The sequence below is a fragment of the Chachezhania sediminis genome (assembly GCF_009765275.1).
GTDB lineage: Bacteria > Pseudomonadota > Alphaproteobacteria > Rhodobacterales > Rhodobacteraceae > Chachezhania > Chachezhania sediminis.
This window is the reverse complement of the sequence record NZ_VOPH01000002.1, coordinates 371600-390622: the sequence shown is the minus strand read 5'-3', so window position 1 is coordinate 390622 and position 19023 is coordinate 371600. Positions and strand designations below refer to the sequence as shown.

Genomic DNA, 19023 nt, shown 5'->3' with positions numbered 1-19023 from the left:
TCCCGGCTTGCGCCTGAAGGCCCTGCTCTGCGCGGTCGCGCTGACCTGCGCCAGTCCGCTGGCCGCGGCCGATCTGCTGTCGGATTTCAACTGGAAGAGCCAGGCCGAAGGCTTTGGCGGGCTGTCGGGGCTGGTCCTGTCGGACGACGGTCGGCAGATCGTCGTCCTGTCGGATCGCTGCCGGGTCTTCACCGGCCGGATCCTGCGCGCGGGCGACCGGATCGTCGATGTCGAACTGACCGGCACGGCCGAGGTGCGGGGCGTCAAGGGGAAGGCCCTGTTCCCGGCCCAACAGGATTGCGAAGGGCTGACCCGCCTGCCGAACGGTCGCTTCGCGATGTCCTTCGAAGGCGATGCGCGGGTGATGATCCTGCCGCCGGATTTCAGCCGCGCGCGGCGGCTTCCGGACGGGGGCCGGTTCCGGGACCTGCCCGGGAACGGCGCGCTGGAAGCGCTGGCGTCTGATTCCGCGGGGCGGCTTTATACCCTGCCCGAGAACGCGCCGGATGCGCAGGGCCGGATCCCGGTCCATCGCTGGTCCCGCGGGACGGGCTGGGCAGATTACGGAACGATCCCCGCCGACCGCAAGTTCCGGCCGGTCGGCGCGGACATCGGTCCGGACGGACGGTTCTACCTTCTGGATCGGGCCCTGGGCCCGCTGGGATTCCGCACCCGGATACGCCGCTTTTCCATGACGGAGCGGGGACTGGCGGATGAACAGGAACTTCTGACCACCGGCACCGGCACCCATGGCAACCTGGAAGGCATTGCGGTCTGGCGGGACGGCGCGGGGCATCTGCGGGCAACGCTGGTGGCGGACGACAATTTCGGATGGCCGCTGCGGACCCAGCTGGTCGAATACCGGCTGCCGGATTGAAACCGCCCGACTGAACAGGCCGGATTGAACCGGACCGCGGAGCCTGACCGGATCGGCGAAACGCTTGCCGCGTTTTCGATGATCCGCTAACAGGGCGGCTGCCGATTCCCGGGCTTCAGTCCGGTGGGGCGGCCAAGTCTCCGCGACCTTGTCAAAACGGATCACAACATGCAGCGTTCGCTTCTTCCCGCGGTTCTCGCGATGGCGGTCATCGTCGTCGCCTCGAACATCCTTGTGCAGTTCCTGTTCGGCCAATGGCTGACCTGGGGTGCCTTCACCTATCCCTTCGCCTTCCTGGTCACCGACCTGACCAACCGCCTTCACGGCCCCGAAGCCGCGCGCCGCGTGGTGCTGGCGGGCTTTGCCGTAGGCGTGGCCTGTTCGCTGATCGGCACCCAGATCGACGGCGAGTTCGGGCCGCTGGTCACGACCCGTGTCGCGCTGGGGTCCGGCCTGGCGTTCCTTTGCGCACAGCTGAGCGACGTAGCCATCTTCTCGCGTCTGCGTCAGCGGCAGTGGTGGCTTGCCCCCCTGGCATCGAGCGTCGTGGGATCCGTGCTGGATACGGCGATCTTCTTCTCGGTCGCCTTCGCGGCCAGCCTCAGCTTCATCGCACCTGCGGTCGACGTCGCCTGGGCGAACGAGACGCTGCCGCTGCTGGGTGTCGGCCCGACGGTGCCGCTGTGGGTGTCGCTGGGCACCGCGGACTGGATGGTGAAGATGGCGCTGGCGCTGATCGCGCTGATGCCCTTCCGGGCCATCGTCGCCATGGTCACCTCTCCGCGGAACGCCTGAAGAGTTTGCGGGCACGCCCGGCCTTGCCGCCGCGCGCCCGTTGCGCCCACACCCGCACGCCCCCGTCCTCTGCACGCGATGCGCGCAGAGGCCTTGCGCACCGCTCGCGCGGCCGGGGTCCGGTCAGGGGTTCGGTGGGATCAGGCGACCCAGAAGCCCAGGCCCACGGCGCCGCCGACGACCGAATAGCCCAGTAGCAGGAACAGCCCGTCGCGGGTCATCCGGCCGAAGGCCACCAGGGCCAGGGCCAGGGCGCCGATCGAGGTGACGAAGGGCAGGATTTCCAGGAACGGCCAGGTCAGCGGGATCGCCAGGCAGACGATGAAGGCCAGAAGCCGCATCGGCCCATAGGTCAGGATCGCGAAGCGCGGCTGCGAATGCCGGTCGATATAGGCACAGGGCTTGCGCAGCCAGCCGATGGCCTGCGTCAGTCGCCCGTGCGGAATCTGCCGCCGGCGGAGCCAGTCCGGCAACCACAGGTGGTTCCGGCCGAACATCGACTGGACGTTCAGCGTCAGCAGGATGATCGACGACAGCGTCGGCATCAGCGGAATGCCCGACAGGGGCGACACCATCAGGATCGCGATCAGCAGGACCAGCGGCGTCACCGCCGTTTCGCCCAGATCGTCGACGATCGAGCCGACGCAGAGGTCCCGGTCGTCGCCCGCGACGTTTTCCAGCCGGTCCAGCAGATCGCCCAGCGGCGCATAGGGCACGACCCCGTCCGGCGACTGGCCCGGGGCCGGGAAGTCCGGTTCGCCCGGCAGCGGCGGCTCGCTGGGATTGATGGCGTTGGCGTCGGTCATTTCGGGGTTTCCTCGGCCAGGACTTTCGCCAGGCCCGTGCGGTAATCGGGGTAGAGAAGCTCCACCCCCAGTTCGTCCCTGATACGGTCGTTCCGGACCCGCTTGCTGTCGGAATAGAAACTGCGGGCCATGGGCGACATGTCCGCCGTGTCAAAATCGACCTTGGGCGGGGGCGGCATGCCCAGCAGTTCGGCCGCATAGGTCAGCACGTCCTGCGGCGGTGCCGGATCGTTGTCGCAGACATTGTAGGCCGCGCCGGGATTGGGCCGCGCAATGGACGCCAGAAGCACCTGGGCGATGTCTTCTACATGAATGCGGGAAAAGACCTGGTTCGGCTTGATCACCCGCCGGGCGGTGCCGTTGCGGACCTTTTCGAACGGGCCGCGGCCGGGACCGTAGATGCCGGCCAGGCGGAAGACATGGATCGGAAGGTCCGGGATCGCCTGCCACTGCGCTTCGGCCGCGACCCGCATCCTGCCGCGCCTGGTCGAAGGTGTCAGGGGCGCGTCCTCGGACACCCAGTCGCCGTCGTGATCGCCATAGACGCCGGTGGTCGACAGATAGCCGGCCCATTCGAGCTGCGGTGCCTTCCGCGCGATATGGTCGCCGATGGCACCCAGCACCGGGTCGCCGTCGTCGTTCGGGGCAGCGGACATCAGGATATGGGTGGCGCTTTCCAGCGCGGCCATCACGCCTTCAAGGCCCGCCGCTTCCGGAAACAGGTGCGGTATCACGCCGGTTGCGCGAATCGCCTCGGCCTTCTCGACCGTTCGGGTCGTCCCGTGCACGGTCCAGCCGTCGGCGATCAGCCGTCTGGACAGGGCCTTTGCGGAATATCCGTGGCCGAAGGAAAGCAGTGTCTTATCCATGCGCCTAGATGGTCTCAGCAGGGTACAGGTGCAAGCGTTACAGAAACTGATTGATTTTTTGAATTTTGTAACATATGGTGCAGATACCGGTTTGGAGGAGCCCCGCCATGTACAGCCAAGGCCTGATCGGTGCGGACAGCCGCACGGAGGAAACGCCCGAATTCCTCGAAGCGTTCCAAAGACGCATCGATGCCGAGGAAAAGATCGAGCCGAACGATGCCATGCCCGAAGGCTATCGCCGCACGCTGGTGCGCCAGATCGGCCAGCACGCGCATTCGGAAATCGTCGGCATGTTGCCCGAGGGCAACTGGATCACCCGCGCCCCCAGCCTGCGCCGCAAGGCGGCCCTGCTGGCCAAGGTGCAGGACGAGGGGGGCCATGGGCTCTATCTTTACTCTGCGGCCGAGACGCTGGGCGTCAGCCGCGAGCAGATGACCGAGGAACTGCTGTCCGGCAAGGCCAAGTATTCATCGATCTTCAACTATCCCACGCTGACCTGGGCCGATATCGGCGCCATCGGCTGGCTGGTGGATGGAGCGGCGATCATGAACCAGATCCCGCTGTGCCGCTGTTCCTACGGACCTTACGCCCGGGCGATGATCCGGGTCTGCAAGGAAGAAAGTTTCCACCAGCGCCAGGGCTATGAGCTGATGATGTCGCTGGCCAAGGGGTCGCCCGAACAGAAGGCCATGGCACAGGACGCGCTGAACCGGTGGTGGTGGCCGTCGGTCATGATGTTCGGGCCCCATGACAGCGCCAGCCAGCATTCCGACCAGAACATGGCGTGGAAGATCAAGCGGTTTTCCAACGACGAGCTGCGTCAGAAGTTCATCACCGCGACGGTGCCGCAGGCAGAGTATCTGGGCCTGACGGTCCCGGACCCGGACCTGAAGTTCAACGAGGAAACCCAGCTGTGGGAACACGGCCCCATCGACTGGGACGAATTCTGGAAGGTCGTGAAGGGGCATGGCCCCGTCAGCCGCGACCGGATCAAGGCGCGCCGGAAGGCCTGGGACGACGGCGCCTGGGTGCGCGAAGCGGCCCTGGCCCATGCCGAGAAGCGCCGCGCGCGGAAAATGGCGGCCGAGTAGACCGGTTCGACGGGGGTGGCGGGGCTCTGCCCCCATCGCCCGTTCCGGGCGATTCCCCCGAGGTATTTAGAGACCGAAGAAGTTTGAAGGGCGGGCCGTCAGGGCCCGGCCGGGGTGCATCGGGGCGGCAGGGCCGGCCGGTGCTGTCTTTTGGATATGGGCGCCCAGGGCGCCCGGGACTTGGGAAGGAAGCTTCGGACATGAGTGGCGAAATCCCCCTTTGGGAAGTGTTCATCCGGCCGCGCAACGGGCTGGCACACAAACATGTGGGTTCCATTCACGCGGCCGACGAAGTCATGGCGCTGCAGGCAGCGCGGGACGTCTATACGCGGCGTGGCGAGGGGACCTCGATCTGGGTGGTGCCGTCAGCGGCGATCACCGCGTCGGATCCCGACCAGGCGGCCGAGAATTTCGAGCCGACGGCGGACAAGATCTATCGTCACCCGACCTTCTACGACATCCCCGAAGAAGTGGGGCACATGTGATGGCCCTGGCGGATGCACTGCTGGAACTGGCCGACGATCACCTGGTGCTGGGTCACCGGGTGAGCGAATGGTGCGGCCATGCGCCCATGCTGGAAGAGGACCTGGCCATGCCCAACATGGCGCTGGACCTGATCGGCACGGCGCGGTCGCTTTATTCCCGGGCCGGCGAGCTGGAAGGCAAGGGGCGCGACGAGGACGACCTGGCCTATTTCCGGGGCGAGCGCGACTATCGCAACATCCTGCTGGTCGAACGGCCGAACGGCGATTTCGCCCAGACCATGCTGCGGCAGCTGTATTTCGCTGCCTTCATGGAGCCCTACTGGACCGCCGCGCTGGAAAGCCCCGACGAGGCGGTCCGCGGGATTGCCGGGAAAGCCGTGAAGGAGATGGCCTATCACGTCCGCCATGCCGGCGAATGGGTGATCCGGCTGGGCGACGGCACCGAGGAAAGCGCGCGGCGGATGGCCGAAGCGGTGGAGGAACTGCATCCCTATACCGGCGAACTCTTCGACGAGGGGACCGGGGATGCGGCGCTGCCGTCCCGCGCCTCGATGCGGGACGAATGGGAAGCGACGCTGAAGAACATCTTTGCTCAGGCGCTGCTGGACTGGCCGGGCGAGGTGGTGCCGATGGCCGGCGGACGGCATGGCAACCATGGTGAACAGCTGGGCCACATGCTGGCCGAGATGCAGTCGCTGGCGCGCGCCCATCCCGGCGTGACCTGGTGATGGCGGTGGCGGCGCTGGACCAGCGACGCGCGTGGGAGGCTGCGGCCGCCGTGCCGGACCCGGAGGTCCCCTGCGTGACAGTGGCCGACCTGGGCATCCTGCGCGACGTCCGGATCGAGGACGGGGCCGCGGTGGCCCGGGTCTCGCCCACCTATTCCGGTTGCCCGGCGACGCTGGCCATCGAGATGGCGATCGAGGTCGCCCTGCGCGAGGCCGGGTTCGAGGCGCGGATCGAACGCGTGCTAAGCCCCGCCTGGACCACCGACTGGATCAGCGCCGAGGGGCGCGAGAAGCTGCGGGACTACGGGATCGCCCCGCCCGAGGGGGGCCGCGGAAAGCGGGCGCTCTTCGGCGAGGAAAGCGTGACCTGCCCCCGCTGCGGCTCGACCCATACGGAGCGGCTGTCCGAATTCGGCTCGACCGCGTGCAAGGCGCAGTATCGCTGCACCGCCTGCGCCGAGCCCTTCGATTATTTCAAGTGCATCTGAGGGAGGGGGCCTGATGTTCCACGACCTGAAAGTGGCCGCCGTGCGGCAGGAGACGCCCGATTCCGTGGCGATCTCGTTCGAGGTGCCGGCGGGCAAGGCCGAAGCCTTCGCCTATCAGCCGGGGCAATACCTGACCCTGCGGGCAGAGGTGGAAGGCGCGGATATCCGGCGGTCCTATTCCATTGCCTCGGCTCCAGGCGAGACGCTGACCGTCGGCGTGAAGCGCGTGGACGGCGGGGCGTTTTCAACCTTTGCCCAGGCCCTGAAGGCCGGGGACACGGTCGCGGTCATGCCGCCGGAGGGGCGGTTTACCTGCAAGGGCGAAGCCGAGGTGGTGCTGATTGCTTCCGGCTCGGGCATCACGCCTATGATGGCGATCGCGGCGGACGTATTGGCGCGCGGCGGCCGGGCGACGCTGGTCTACGGCAACCGCAATGCAGGTTCGATCATGTTCCGCGAGGGGCTGGACGCGCTGAAGGACCGCTACATGGACCGGTTCACGCTGATCCATATCCTGAGCCGCGAGGCGCAGGACGTGCCGCTGATGAACGGCCGCGTGACGGGCGAGAAGGTGCTGCAGCTGGCAAAGGCGGGTGCGGTGGACCTGGACGCGGCCGAAGCGGTGTTCCTGTGCGGGCCCGGTGGCATGATCGACGACGTGTCGATGGCGCTGACCGAGGCCGGCGTACCGCAGGACAAGGTCCGGTTCGAACGGTTCTACACCGAGGAGGATGCCGTGCGGGCCCCCCGGTCCGCCGCGGCAGAGGCGGCGGCGAGCGCGGGCGTGTCGGTCGAGGTAATCCTGGACGGAACGCGGAAGAGCTTCAACGTCCAGGAAACCGACGACACCGTGCTGGATGCGGCCGAGCGCCAGGGGCTGGAGCTGCCGTTTTCCTGCCGGGGCGGCATGTGCTGCACCTGCCGGTGCAAAGTGTCGGAAGGCAAGGGCGAGATGGCGCTCAACTATTCGCTGGAACCCTGGGAGCTGGAGGCCGGGTTTGTCCTGGCCTGCCAGACGCGTCCCCTGACCGAAAAGCTGGTGCTGGATTTCGACGCCGCGTAAGGCGCGGAGTTCACCCGGCCGCCTGCGTCACCCGGTTTCGGAACCGGCGGGGTGAACCCCGCCCCGCCCACCTGCCCGTTGCGGTGCGTGGAAACCACGCACCCTACGACCAATAGGACAGGGGCGCTCCCGGAAACCCGGGCGCGCCCCGTCTTCTTTGGTCTTCAAATATCTCAGGGGAGTCGCCCGGCACGGGCGGCGGGGGCAGAGCCCCCCACCCCGCTGAAACGAAAACCGACACCGTAGGGTGCGTGGTCCCCACGCACCACCGGCGTCACTCCAGCGGCGCCAGATGCTCTTCCCCGCGCTCCCGCGCGAGGTGGATCTGGCGCTGGCGTTCGCGGAAACGGGCCTTGTCCTCGTCCGTGGTCTCGGCAAAGCAGTGATGGCACGAGACGCCGTCCTCGTATTCCGGGCGGGCCTTGTCTTCGGGCAGAATCGGGCGACGGCAGCCGTGGCACAGCTCATGCGGGCCTTCCTTCAGCCCGTGGCCGACGCTGACCCGGTTGTCGAAGACGAAACATTCGCCCTGCCAGGTGCTGTCCTCGGCCGGGATGTCCTCCAGGTAGCGCAGGATGCCGCCTTTCAGGTGAAAGACCTCGGGCACGCCCTGGCCCAGGAGGTAATTCGTCGATTTCTCGCAGCGGATGCCGCCGGTGCAGAACATGGCGATGCGCTTGTTGCCGAAGCGGTCCTTGTTCGCCTCCCACCAGGCGGGAAAATCGCGGAAGGATGCGGTTTCCGGGTCGATGGCCCCTTCGAAGGTTCCAATGGCGACCTCGTAATCGTTGCGGGTGTCGATCACCGCCACGTCGGGCGAGCGGATGAGGTCGTTCCAGTCCGAAGGCTCGACATAGCGCCCGACCGAAGCCAGCGGATCGACGTCCGGCTGGCCCATGGTGACGATTTCCTTCTTCAGCCGCACCTTCAGGCGGGCGAAGGGCGGATGGTCGCTTTCCGCTTCCTTCCAGTCCAGCCCGGCACAGCCCGGCAAGGCGCGGATATGGGCCAGCACCGCGTCGATCCCCGCGCGGGGCCCAGCGATAGTGCCGTTGATCCCCTCGCGCGCCAGCAGCAGCGTGCCCTTCACGCCGCCGGCAGCACAGGTGGCCTCCAGCGGGCCCTGCAGGGCGGCCGGGTCCTCGAAACGGGTGAACTGGTAGAGAGCGGCGATCACGTACATGGGCCGGTTCTCTAGTCCTGCCCTTCGGACCGCGCAAGCCCCGCGGTTGACGGGCCGCGCATCCGTGCCTACCCCTTGGGGCGTTCCTAGCATCCGGAGAGCCCTCATGTCCGAAGCGCTTGTCGTCATCGACGTCCAGAACGATTTCTGCCCGGGCGGTGCCCTGGCCGTGCCGGAGGGCGACGCCATCGTCGCCGCGATTAACGCGATGATGGACCGGTTCGGCGCGGTGATCCTGACCCAGGACTGGCACCCGGGTGGGCATTCCTCCTTTGCCACGTCCCATGACGGCAAGGCGCCCTATGACATGACGGTCATGCATTACGGCGACCAGGTGCTGTGGCCCGACCATTGCATCCAGGGCTCCGACGGCGCGGCCTTTCACCCGGACCTACGGACCGATGCGGACCTGATCATCCGCAAGGGCTGCAACCCCCAGATCGACAGCTATTCGGCGTTTTTCGAAAACGACCGCACAACCGCCACCGGGCTGGACGGATACCTGAAAAGCCGGGGCATCAGCACGCTGACTCTTGTGGGGCTGGCGACGGATTTCTGCGTCCACTACTCGGCTGTCGACGCGGCCAAGCTGGGCTATGCGACGACGGTCGTGCTGGACGCCTGCCGGGGGATCGACCTGGACGGATCGATGGCCGCGGCGCTGGACGCGATGCGTGACGCGGGCGTCACGCTGGCCTGACATGGACCTGACGCGGGCCTGACACAGGCCTTACAAGGTCCTGAAACGCGCACGAGGCGGGCCCCGCCACGCTTGCGAAGTCTTAACCCCCTTGGGGCTATGACTTTCCCAGCGACTGGCACCGGACCCGAGGGCGCGGATGAGCTCCAATTCCCAGGGCAGCGGCGACGACGCCGAGCCCTTGATGCTGCACGAAGACCGGCGGGCCATGCTGGCCCGTTATGTCGAGCTGCGCCTGGAACAGCTGATGACGCGGCAGTTCGGCATCGCGATTGCCGGGCTCTTGCTCATGGCCTTCGACGGGGTCGTTCTGGGGGTCTGCGTCTACGTGCTGTCCCAGATCGGCGAAACCGTCGAAAACGGCACGGCACGGCGGGTCGGGCGCAAGCTGACCGAAGGGATGGAGGCCGACCAGGGGTTCCGGCTGACCCTGATTGCCGCCGCGGTGCAATCGGTCATCCTGGCGGCCTGCGTTCATATCACCTTCTTCTCGGAAGGGACCGGGCAGGCGCCTCTGTTCTCCTATGCCTTCCTGATCGGGATGGCCGCCAATGGCGGCCTGCTGATGGCCTATCACCCGGCCGCCACACGGATCAGGCTGATCGTCTTCGGCCTGACCTTCGCCAGCCTGCTGACCGGATCCCTGATCCTGACCGAGGAATGGGGACCGCGGCTGGTGCTGGAAACCGTCGGTGCGGCCTTCCTGGCCTTCTACATGCGCACCTTCCTGGACACGGTCTATTCCGGCATGCGGATGCGCCGCCGGCAGGATCGCGTCATGCAGGAACAGGCTACCGCCCTGGCGGCCACCAATGCCGCGATGCGCCGCCGGCAGCGGGAAATGCACCGGCTGAACCTGGTCGCCCGGAACGCCAACGACAGCGTGATCCTGTCGCGGCCGGGGGGCCATATCTCGTGGGTGAACGACGCCTTCACCCGGATCACCGGCTATTCGCGCGAAGATGCGGTGGGCCGGCGGATCGGCGATCTGCTCAACGGGCCCGAAACCAATCCCGAAACGATCGGGGCGATTGCAGACGCGGTCCGCCACGGCCGACCCTTCCGGGGCGAGATCCTGAACTACACCAAGTCGGGCGAAAAGATCTGGATCGAAACGAACATCGTCCCCGTCGCGGGAGAGGACGGCCGGACCGAGACCGTCGTCGCGGTGGAACGCGACGTGTCGGTCGCGCGGCGGCAGGCGGCGGAACTGGCGGCGGCCAAGCTGGCGGCCGAGGAAGGCGCCCAGGCCAAGGCCGAATTCCTGGCCACCATGAGCCACGAGATCCGGACGCCGATGAACGGCGTCATCGGCATGGCGGACCTTCTGTCCGAAACCGACCTGACGGAAGAACAAAGGCTTTACGCCGACACGATCCGCGGGTCCGCCCAGGCGCTTCTGACGGTGATCAACGACGTGCTGGACCTGTCGAAGCTCGATGCCGGCAAGATGCGGCTCAGCCCGGTGGATTTCGACCTGCCGGACAGCCTGCGGGGGCTGGTGCGCCTGCTGGGACCACAGGCGCAGGACAAGAACCTGCAGCTGATCCTGGATATCGGCGGCGATCTGGCACGATGGGTGAAGGCCGATGACGGGCGGCTGCGGCAGGTGCTGCTGAACCTGGTCGGCAACGCCATCAAGTTCACGGACCGCGGGTCGGTCACGCTGAAGGCCCGGACACGGGATACCGGCGGATCTTATGACCTGACGCTGACGGTTGCCGATACCGGCATTGGCATCGCCCCCGACAAGCTTGACCACGTCTTTGAACGGTTCTCGCAGGCCGAGGCAACGACCACGCGGCGCTTCGGCGGCACCGGACTGGGCCTGACCATCGCCCGAATGCTGGTCGAGGCGATGGGCGGCCGGATCGAGGTCGCGTCGGAGCCTGGCAGGGGAACGACCTTCACCATCCGCCTGAAGCTGGGCTACGGGAACGAGGCGGCGGTTGCCGCGGCCGCGGCGCAACCCCGTCTGGCGGCGGCCGCGATGGCCCGCTATGCCGGCCTGTCGATCCTGGTGGCCGAGGACAACCGGGTGAACCGTCTTCTGATCCAGAAGCTCCTGCAGGACATTCCCGTCCTCGTGGACTTTGCCCATGACGGGCAGGAAGCGGTCGACAAGGTCCGCACGCAGGCGCCGGACATCGTCTTCATGGACATGTCCATGCCGGTGATGAGCGGGATCGAGGCGACGAAGCAGATCCGCGCCGGCGGCGGTCCGCAGCCCGCCATCGTCGCCCTGACCGCCAATGCCTTTGCCTGCGACCGCGCCGAGTGCCTGGAGGCCGGGATGGACGCCTTCCTGTCCAAGCCCGTGCGCAAGGCCGAACTCTTTGCCGCGATCCGGGCCCATTGCACCGCCCTGCCCCGCCGCGCGGCGGAATAAAAGTTGCACATGCACCCAACGCATACCCGGGTTGCGCTGCTGTGGGGGCCCGCAATGCGGCTTGCGTTGCTTCTTCCCATGGTGTGACATGCCCGGGCTGCGGTCGATGCCCCCTGGGGCGACCGCTGGGATCGGAGGCGGAGGAGCCGGTCGTGGATATTGCGACACGTGTCTACAATCACAAGTGGAAGATCGACCCGATCGTCCGGTCGCTGATCGACACGGATTTCTACAAGCTGCTGATGTGCCAGTCGGTGTTTCGCAACAAGCCCGACACCCAGGTCACGTTTTCGCTGATCAACCGCACAACGTCGATTCCGCTGGCCAAGCTGATCGACGAGGGCGAGCTGCGCGAACAGCTGGACCATATCCGGTCACTGTCACTGTCCCGGGGCGAAAGCACCTGGCTGCGCGGCAACACCTTCTATGGCAAGCGGCAGATGTTCCGGTCGGACTTCATGGAGTGGTTCGAAGGGCTGCGCCTGCCGCCCTATCACCTGGAACGCAAGGGCGACCAGTACGAGCTGACCTTCGAAGGCGCCTGGCCCGAGGTCATGCTGTGGGAAATCCCCGCGCTGGCCGTGCTGATGGAACTGCGGGGCCGCGCCGTCCTGAACTCCATGGGCAAGTTCGAGCTTCAGGTGCTCTACGCCCGTGCGATGACCCGGCTCTGGGAAAAGATCGAGCGTCTGCGCGATGTCGAAGGCCTGTTCATTGCCGATTTCGGCACGCGGAGGCGGCATTCCTTCCTGTGGCAGGACTGGTGCGTGCAGGCGATGATGGAAGGGCTGGGCCCGAAATTCACCGGCACCTCGAACTGCCTGATCGCGATGCGGCGCGAGGTCGAGGCGATCGGCACCAATGCGCACGAACTGCCGATGGTCTATTCCGCACTTGCGGAAGACGACGCGGCGCTGGCCCAGGCCCCCTATGACGTTTTGCAGGACTGGCACGAGGAGCACGAGGGCAACCTTCGGATCATCCTGCCGGACACCTATGGGACCAGGGGCTTCTTCGAACGCGCTCCGGAATGGCTGGCGGGCTGGACCGGCGTCCGGATCGACAGCGGCGACCCCGCCGCGGCGGCCGAGGCGGCGATCGCCTGGTGGCAGTCCAAGGGCGAAGATCCGACGACCAAGCGGATCATCTTTTCGGACGGGCTGAGCGTCGACACGATCCTGGACCTGCACAAGCGGTTCTATGGCCGCGCGCTGGTGTCCTATGGCTGGGGGACGCTTCTGACCAACGATTTCCGCGGCCTGGTGCCCGGGGATGCGCTGGCGCCGTTCTCGCTGGTCTGCAAGGCGATCAGCGCCAACGGGCGGCCGACGGTGAAATTGTCGGACAACCCGGAAAAGGCGGTGGGCCCCAAGGACGAGGTCGAGCGCTACAAGCGGGTCTTCGGCGTGGGAGAACAGCAGCGGATGGCCGTGCTGGTCTGAGCCCGGGCACTTCGTCCCAAACCGCGACCAAGGCCGTTTGAAACGGCCTTGGCAAGCCGCTTCGAAAAGCGGCTTTCGCCAGTTGCGACCGGATCAGCCGTGATAGGCGGCGACCGTCTTCAGCTGCGAGAAGCCATAGAGCGCCTCGAACCCCTTTTCGCGACCGTGGCCGGACTTGCCCACGCCGCCGAAGGGCAGTTCGACACCGCCGCCGGCCCCGTAATTGTTGATGAAGACCTGCCCCGTGTGCAGCTTCTTCGCCAGACGCATCTGCCGCGCGCCGTCCCGTGTCCAGATCGAGGCGACAAGGCCGTATTCCGTGCCATTCGCGATCTGGATCGCCTCGTCTTCGGTGTCGAAGGGGATCAGGACCTGCACCGGGCCGAAGATTTCCATCTGCGCCAGCGCGTGGGTCGCGGGCACATCGGCAAAGAGCGTCGGGCGGACATAGGCGCCGGCCTCGGGCGCGTCGTCGACCACCACGCCCTGCCCCGCGATGGGCAGGTCCGACCCGCGTTCCAGGAAGCCGGTCACGATTTCCTTCTGACGGGCCGAGATCAGCGGCCCAAGGCGCATGTCCGCCGTGGCCGGTCCGACCGTCAGCGCGCCATAGGCTTCGCCCATGCGCTTGCGCACCTCGTCATAGACGCCGCGCTGGACCAGGATCCGGGACGAGGCAGAGCAGGTCTGGCCCGCATTCTGCACGCCCGCGTTGACCAGGAAGGGCAGCGCCGCGTCCAGGTCGGCATCGTCGAAGACCAGCTGGGGCGACTTGCCGCCCAGTTCCAGCGTCACCGGCACCACGTTCTTTGCGGCTGCCGCCTGCACCATGGCACCGGTCGCGACGGACCCCGTGAAGCTGATGTGCTGCACGTTCGGATGACCCGACAGGGCTGCCCCGGCCTCGGCGCCGAGGCCCGGCACGACATTCAGCGCACCGGCGGGAAAGCCTGCCTCTTCCGCCAGGCGGGCAAAGGCCAGCGCGGTCAGGCAGGCCTCTTCCGCGGGTTTCAGCACGCAGGCATTGCCCATGGTCAGCGCTGCGCCGACCGAACGGCCGATGATCTGCATCGGATAGTTCCAGGGCACGATATGGCCCGTCACCCCGTGCGGTTCGCGCAGGGTATAGACGGTGTAGCCGTCCATGTAGGGGATCGTCTCGCCATGGACCTTGTCGGCGGCACCGCCGTAGAATTCCATGTAACGCGCCAGCGCGACGGCGTCGGCCCGGGCCTGGCTCAGCGGCTTGCCCACATCGGCCGCTTCCAGCGCGGCCAGTTCATCCACCTGGGATTCCACCAGCCGTCCCAGCTTGACCAGCAACCGGCCGCGTTCCAGCGCGGTCAGCCGGCCCCAGTCGCCTTCCAGCGCAGCATGGGCGGCGGCCACGGCCGCGTCGATTTCCGGCGCACCGCCACGGGCGATGTCGCAGATCACGGTGCCGTCCGACGGATTCACCAGCGGCAGCGTGCCGCCCGCAGCCCTGACCCATTCCCCACCGATCAGGCAGAGCGAAGGATCGAACCACAGCGCCTCAGGCTTCGACGGCGCCGCGGTCGTCCCCTGTGCGTCCTTGGTCAGGGTGTCCGATGCCTGAGTCATGTCCGGTTTCCTCGTCGATATCGAAATGAAGGGTCTGCGTCTGATGATGGTTCTGCGGCGAACCACGGCGCAGATTGCGTATATTCGGGCAATCCGCAAGGACCGAGGGCCAGAAATCCTGTGCCGCCCTGGATGCCAGGGAAACCCCCAGATACCAGGACCCCGGAAGGTCGTTGACCAGCATGTGCACGGCCTGGCGGCCGATATGTCGGCGGCGATAGGCGCCGAGGATCGCGAATTCCGAAAGCTCGCGCTTGCCGGTCAGGGTATCGCGCACCAGCGCGAATCCGACGCGCTTTACCCCGTGCGTGATCCACAGGCCATATCGGCCCTTTTCCGACCAGATCCGGTCGACCACATGCACCGGGTCCAGCTGCGCGCCAGGCGCCGCTTCCATCAGGTAGGCGCGGATCAGCACCGACAGGAACCGCGCGTCCTCGGGCGGGACCGGCTTCAATCCGACCTTTTCCACTGCCATTTCCTAGATCGCCTCTGCCACGGGATCCGGCAGGACCGGGGCCGCTGCAATCAGCGCGCGGGTATAGGGATGCTGCGGGTCGTTGAACACGGTTTCGGTTGCGCCTTCTTCGACGATCTCGCCGGACTTCATCACCATGACGCGGTCGGTGATGGTGCGCACGACACTAAGGTCGTGGCTGATGAAAAGATAGCTGAGCCCGTAGGACCGGCAAAGATCCGCGATCAGGTCCAGGATCTGCGCCCGGACCGAGACGTCGAGCGCACTGACCGCCTCGTCGAACAGGATGATGTCGGGCCGGATGATCAGGGCGCGGGCGATCGCGATCCGCTGCCGCTGACCGCCGGAAAACTCGTGGATGAACTTCCGCGCATCCGACGGCTTCAGGCCCACGGCCGTCAGCGCCTCGTCGATGGCCTTCTGCCGGGCGGCGCCGGTGGGCGGGTTGTCCAGCAGATGGAACGGTTCGGTCACCAGCCGTTCGACCCGGTGGCGCGGATTGAAGGACCCGAACGGGTCCTGGAACACGACCTGCATCTGCCGGCGCACGGCCGTGTTGGCCTGGCCGCCCGAGGCGACGGGCTTGCCGTTCAGCAGGATCTCCCCGCCCTGCAAGGGCTCCAGCCCCAGGATCGCACGGGTCAGGGTCGACTTTCCGCACCCGGATTCGCCGACCAGACCCAGCCTTTCGCCCTTGTTCAGGGTGAAGGACACGCCCTTCACCGCCCGGAAGTGCTGACGCGGCGCGAACAGCTGCGTTCGCGGCAGGGCATAGTCCCGAACCGCGCCCTTCACCTCCAGCAGCGGCGCCGCCGGCGGAACGTCGGGCAGGTCGACCTCGTGGCGCGAGGCTTCGAACAGCATCTTGGTATAGGGATGCTGCATGTTGGCGAACAGCTGTCGGGTCAGGCCGGTTTCCACCACCTCGCCATGGCGCATGACGACGATCCGGTCGGCCATGCCCGCCACGACGGCCAGGTCGTGGGTGATCATCAGCATGCCCATGCCGTAATCTGCCACCAGTTCCTTCAGCAGGTCCAGGATCTGGGCCTGCGTGGTCACGTCCAGGGCCGTGGTCGGTTCGTCCGCAATCAGCAGGCGGGGCCGCAGCGCGATGGCCATGGCGATCACCACCCGCTGCCGCTGACCGCCGGACAGTTCGTGCGGAAAGCGCGTCAGCGGGAACCGGTCGGGCGGCAGGCCAACGCGGGTCAGGACCTCGCGCGCCTGCGCTTCTGCGTCGGCCTTCGACGCATCGGTGTGAAGCAGGATCGTCTCCATCACCTGCGCGCCGATGGTCTTGACCGGGTTCAGCGCCGTCATCGGTTCCTGGAAGACCATGCCAACCCTGGCGCCGCGGATCTTGCACATCCGGGCTTCGGGCATGGTCAGAAGCTCCTGCCCGTCCAGCTGGACGCTGCCCACGGCGCGCGCCCGGTCCGGCATCAGCTGCATCACCGCCAGCGCCGTCATCGACTTGCCCGATCCGCTTTCGCCGGTGACGGCCACGATCTCGCCCTCGGCCACATCGAAGGACACGCGTTTCAGGATGTCGAAGGCCCCGATCGACAGGGACAAGTCGTGGATCTGCAGAAGGCTCATGTCCGTTCCCCCGAAAGGCGCGGATCCAGAAGATCGCGCAGGCCGTCGCCCATCAGGTTCAGGCCCAGGACGATCAGGATGATCGCCATGCCCGGGAAGATCGCCATGTGCGGCGCCAGCGTGACCAGCGTCTGGGCATCGGCCAGCATCCGGCCCAGCGACGGCGTGGGCGGCTGGACGCCAAGGCCGATGAAGGACAGCGCGGCCTCGACCTGGATGCCAAGCGCGAACTGGATGGTGCCTTGCACGATCAGCAGGTTCAGCACGTTGGGCAGGATATGTTCGGCCGAGATGCGCGCCACGCCCTTGCCCGACACCTGTGCAGACATGATGAATTCACGTTCCCACAGCGACAGGGCGCCGCCGCGGGTAACCCGGGCGAAGACGGGGATGTTGAAGATGCCGAAGGCCAGCACGGCGTTGCCGGCCGATGCGCCCAGCACCGCGGTGATCAGGATCGCCAGGCACAGGAAGGGGAAGGCAAAGACCACGTCGTTCAGGCGCATGATCGTTTCGTCGATCAGCCCGCCCTTGTGCGCGGCGGCCAGCAGGCCCAGCGGGATGCCGAAGACCAGCCCCACCGCCACGGCCAGCGCGGCCACGGTGATGGATGTTCCGGCCCCCACCATGATCATCGACAGGATGTCCCGGCCCAGCTGGTCGGTGCCCAGCCAGTGTTCCGCCGACGGCGGCTTCAGCTTGCCGGCGATGTTCATGACGTTCACGTCATAGGGCGTCCAGACCAGCGCCAGAAGCGCCAAGCCGCCCAGGGCGGCCACCAGAAGCGTGCCCAGGATCAGGTTCACATTTGCGCGGCTCATGTCCGTTGCCTCAGCCTCGGGTCGACGATGGAATAGGCGATGTCGACCAGGAAGTTGATCAGGACCACGGCAAAGACCAGCAGCATCACCACGGATTCGACGACGATCAGGTCACGGGCATTGATCGACTGGAAGATCAGCCGGCCCAGACCGGGAAGATAGAAGACCTGTTCGATCACGATGGCGCCGGCAATCAGGAAGGACACCTGCAGACCAAGGATCGTCAGGACCGGGATCAGCGCGTTTCGGACGCCATGGCGCCAGATGGCCTGGCTGCGGGTCAGGCCCTTGGCGCGGGCGGTGCGCATGAAATCCTCGCCCAGGACATCGATCAGCGACGACCGCATGACCCGGGTCAGGATCGCGGCCTGCGGCAGGGCCAGGGCGATGGCCGGAAGGGTCAGCGCCTTGATCGCGGGGAAGACCCCCTTTGACCAGCCGGGGAAGCCGCCGGCGCCGAACCAGCGCAGGTTGATGGCGAAGATCAGGACCAGCATCATCGCGAACCAGAAGTTCGGCACCGCCACGCCCAGCTGGGTGCCGCCCATGACGGCCGCGTCGCCCGCCTTGCCCCGGCGCGCGGCGGCATAGATGCCGGCCGGGAAGGCGATCACCGTCGACAGGATCAGCGCATAAAGGGCCAGCGGCACCGACACCCACAGCCGGTCGCCGATGATCTGCGCCACGGAACTGCGATAGGTGTAGGAGGTGCCGAAATCCCCGGTCAGCATGTTGCCGATCCAGCTGAGATAGCGTTCGGCCTTGGGCTGATCCAGACCAAGCTCTGTCCGCAGGGCGGCCACGGTGTCGGGCTGGGCATTGACGCCCAGCATGAAGGATGCGGGATCGCCGGGGGCGACCTCGATCACGGCGAAGATGACCATGCTGGCGACCGCAAGGGTGACGATCAGCGACAGCAGGCGTTTCAGGACATATCTCAACATCGCGGCCACGTTATGGTCGGCCGCGGGGGAGTTCCAGAGGCTTCGAACACCGATGACCCGCAACGCCCGGCGACAGGGGGCCGCGCCCGGATGGTCGCCGCATCGTCCGTGTCCGGGTGGGTTGCACCGTCAGGCTGTCGTAGACGTCAGGTCGATTTCGCTCAGGTTGAAATCTGGCGTCGGGATCCGGTCCGTTGCGATGCTTTCGGGACAGGGCGGCATCCGCCCGACCAGGCGGTCGGGTTCTGGAAGCGGATTACCCTCCAGGCCCGCCGTCCGGCGCCATGTGGCCGTATCTTATCGTAGCGCGTCAGAAGACCGGCGTCTGGTGGTGCGAAAGAAGGTTCCATTTCGGGCCATCGCTGACGTAGGTGCTGGAACACAGGGCGCGATAGGCCGGCAACCCGTCCAGCTTGCCTTCCGCCTTGTAGGCAAGCACGCAGGTCTCGCCGTCATGGGCGACGGACTGGTTCTTGAATTTCACGGTCCGCCACGAGGCGTTCTTGGCGATGGCATTGTGCAGCGCCTCGCCGGACAGGATGCCAAGGGGTGCCGGAAAGACCATCACCGCACCCTTGGCCAGACGGTCTTTGAATCGCCCGGAACCGCCTTTCCAAAGCGCTTCTTCTATGTCCCAGAAGTCGTCGCAATCCATTTTTG

The 19023-nt window shown here is 66.6% G+C and carries 19 protein-coding genes; 10 read left to right on the top strand and 9 right to left on the bottom strand.

Annotated features, from left to right (window positions below; all coding sequences use genetic code 11):
* The first annotated feature begins 7 nt into the window (after window positions 1-7).
* Window positions 8-877 carry an esterase-like activity of phytase family protein gene (locus FQK05_RS06775; RefSeq protein ID WP_158965160.1) on the top strand — a complete coding sequence of 290 codons (870 nt, stop codon included), beginning with the start codon at window positions 8-10 and terminating at the stop codon, window positions 875-877.
* Between the two features lie 168 nt (window positions 878-1045).
* On the top strand, window positions 1046-1672 hold the full coding sequence (locus FQK05_RS06770; protein WP_158965159.1) for a queuosine precursor transporter: 627 nt from the start codon (window positions 1046-1048) through the stop codon (window positions 1670-1672).
* 140 nt (window positions 1673-1812) lie between these two features.
* Here the strand turns inward: FQK05_RS06770 and FQK05_RS06765 are convergent, their stop codons facing one another.
* Both FQK05_RS06765 and FQK05_RS06760 read right to left on the bottom strand, forming a co-directional pair.
* On the bottom strand, window positions 1813-2478 hold the full coding sequence (locus tag FQK05_RS06765) for an exopolysaccharide biosynthesis protein (RefSeq protein ID WP_158965157.1): 666 nt from the start codon (window positions 2476-2478) through the stop codon (window positions 1813-1815).
* Window positions 2475-3347, bottom strand: coding sequence for an SDR family oxidoreductase (locus tag FQK05_RS06760; RefSeq protein WP_158965156.1), 873 nt, complete (start codon window positions 3345-3347; stop codon window positions 2475-2477). Before FQK05_RS06760 ends, FQK05_RS06765 begins: the two co-directional genes overlap by 4 nt.
* 107 nt (window positions 3348-3454) lie before the next feature.
* Between FQK05_RS06760 and paaA the strand changes: the two genes are divergently transcribed.
* The 5 genes from paaA (at window position 3455) to FQK05_RS06735 (ending at window position 7202) form a co-directional block, all read left to right on the top strand.
* Window positions 3455-4438, top strand: a complete 984-nt coding sequence (gene paaA / locus FQK05_RS06755) for a 1,2-phenylacetyl-CoA epoxidase subunit PaaA (RefSeq protein WP_158965155.1) — start codon at window positions 3455-3457, stop codon at window positions 4436-4438.
* Between the two features lie 200 nt (window positions 4439-4638).
* Window positions 4639-4923 (top strand): 1,2-phenylacetyl-CoA epoxidase subunit PaaB, encoded by a 285-nt coding sequence (gene paaB, locus FQK05_RS06750; RefSeq protein ID WP_158965153.1) that lies wholly within the window; start codon window positions 4639-4641, stop codon window positions 4921-4923.
* Window positions 4923-5651: a 1,2-phenylacetyl-CoA epoxidase subunit PaaC gene (gene paaC / locus FQK05_RS06745; protein WP_158965151.1), complete on the top strand. Its 729-nt coding sequence runs from the start codon at window positions 4923-4925 to the stop codon at window positions 5649-5651. Before paaB ends, paaC begins: the two co-directional genes overlap by 1 nt.
* Window positions 5651-6139 carry a 1,2-phenylacetyl-CoA epoxidase subunit PaaD gene (gene paaD, locus FQK05_RS06740; protein ID WP_158965149.1) on the top strand — a complete coding sequence of 163 codons (489 nt, stop codon included), beginning with the start codon at window positions 5651-5653 and terminating at the stop codon, window positions 6137-6139. The genes paaC and paaD overlap by 1 nt, the downstream gene beginning before the upstream one ends.
* 13 nt (window positions 6140-6152) lie before the next feature.
* On the top strand, window positions 6153-7202 hold the full coding sequence (locus FQK05_RS06735) for a 2Fe-2S iron-sulfur cluster-binding protein (protein ID WP_158965148.1): 1050 nt from the start codon (window positions 6153-6155) through the stop codon (window positions 7200-7202).
* Between the two features lie 274 nt (window positions 7203-7476).
* Here the strand turns inward: FQK05_RS06735 and trhO are convergent, their stop codons facing one another.
* The gene (trhO, locus tag FQK05_RS06730) at window positions 7477-8385 is read right to left on the bottom strand and encodes an oxygen-dependent tRNA uridine(34) hydroxylase TrhO (RefSeq protein WP_158965146.1); all 909 of its coding nucleotides are present in this window, start codon (window positions 8383-8385) and stop codon (window positions 7477-7479) included.
* Window positions 8386-8491: 106 nt separating this feature from the next.
* Between trhO and pncA the strand changes: the two genes are divergently transcribed.
* The 3 genes from pncA to pncB all read left to right on the top strand — a co-directional run bounded on the left by pncA (window position 8492) and on the right by pncB (window position 12916).
* Window positions 8492-9085 (top strand): bifunctional nicotinamidase/pyrazinamidase, encoded by a 594-nt coding sequence (gene pncA, locus FQK05_RS06725; RefSeq protein WP_158965145.1) that lies wholly within the window; start codon window positions 8492-8494, stop codon window positions 9083-9085.
* Between the two features lie 139 nt (window positions 9086-9224).
* A complete protein-coding gene (locus tag FQK05_RS06720; RefSeq protein WP_158965144.1) occupies window positions 9225-11474 on the top strand; it encodes a hybrid sensor histidine kinase/response regulator in 2250 nt (749 codons plus the stop codon).
* Between the two features lie 152 nt (window positions 11475-11626).
* A complete protein-coding gene (gene pncB / locus FQK05_RS06715; RefSeq protein WP_158965142.1) occupies window positions 11627-12916 on the top strand; it encodes a nicotinate phosphoribosyltransferase in 1290 nt (429 codons plus the stop codon).
* A 93-nt stretch (window positions 12917-13009) separates the two neighbouring features.
* Here the strand turns inward: pncB and FQK05_RS06710 are convergent, their stop codons facing one another.
* The 6 genes from FQK05_RS06710 to FQK05_RS06685 form a co-directional block, all read right to left on the bottom strand.
* A complete protein-coding gene (locus FQK05_RS06710) occupies window positions 13010-14518 on the bottom strand; it encodes an aldehyde dehydrogenase family protein (RefSeq protein ID WP_158965141.1) in 1509 nt (502 codons plus the stop codon).
* Entirely contained in the window at window positions 14451-14996 is a 546-nt protein-coding gene (locus FQK05_RS06705; RefSeq protein ID WP_158965139.1) for a hypothetical protein, read from the bottom strand. The genes FQK05_RS06710 and FQK05_RS06705 overlap by 68 nt, the downstream gene beginning before the upstream one ends.
* 3 nt (window positions 14997-14999) lie before the next feature.
* Window positions 15000-16598, bottom strand: coding sequence for an ABC transporter ATP-binding protein (locus FQK05_RS06700; protein WP_158965138.1), 1599 nt, complete (start codon window positions 16596-16598; stop codon window positions 15000-15002).
* On the bottom strand, window positions 16595-17419 hold the full coding sequence (locus FQK05_RS06695; RefSeq protein ID WP_158965137.1) for an ABC transporter permease: 825 nt from the start codon (window positions 17417-17419) through the stop codon (window positions 16595-16597). Before FQK05_RS06695 ends, FQK05_RS06700 begins: the two co-directional genes overlap by 4 nt.
* Window positions 17416-18363, bottom strand: a complete 948-nt coding sequence (locus FQK05_RS06690) for an ABC transporter permease (protein ID WP_158965136.1) — start codon at window positions 18361-18363, stop codon at window positions 17416-17418. Before FQK05_RS06690 ends, FQK05_RS06695 begins: the two co-directional genes overlap by 4 nt.
* A 310-nt stretch (window positions 18364-18673) precedes the next feature.
* Entirely contained in the window at window positions 18674-19018 is a 345-nt protein-coding gene (locus FQK05_RS06685; protein WP_158965135.1) for a DUF4440 domain-containing protein, read from the bottom strand.
* Between the last annotated feature and the right edge of the window lie 5 nt (window positions 19019-19023).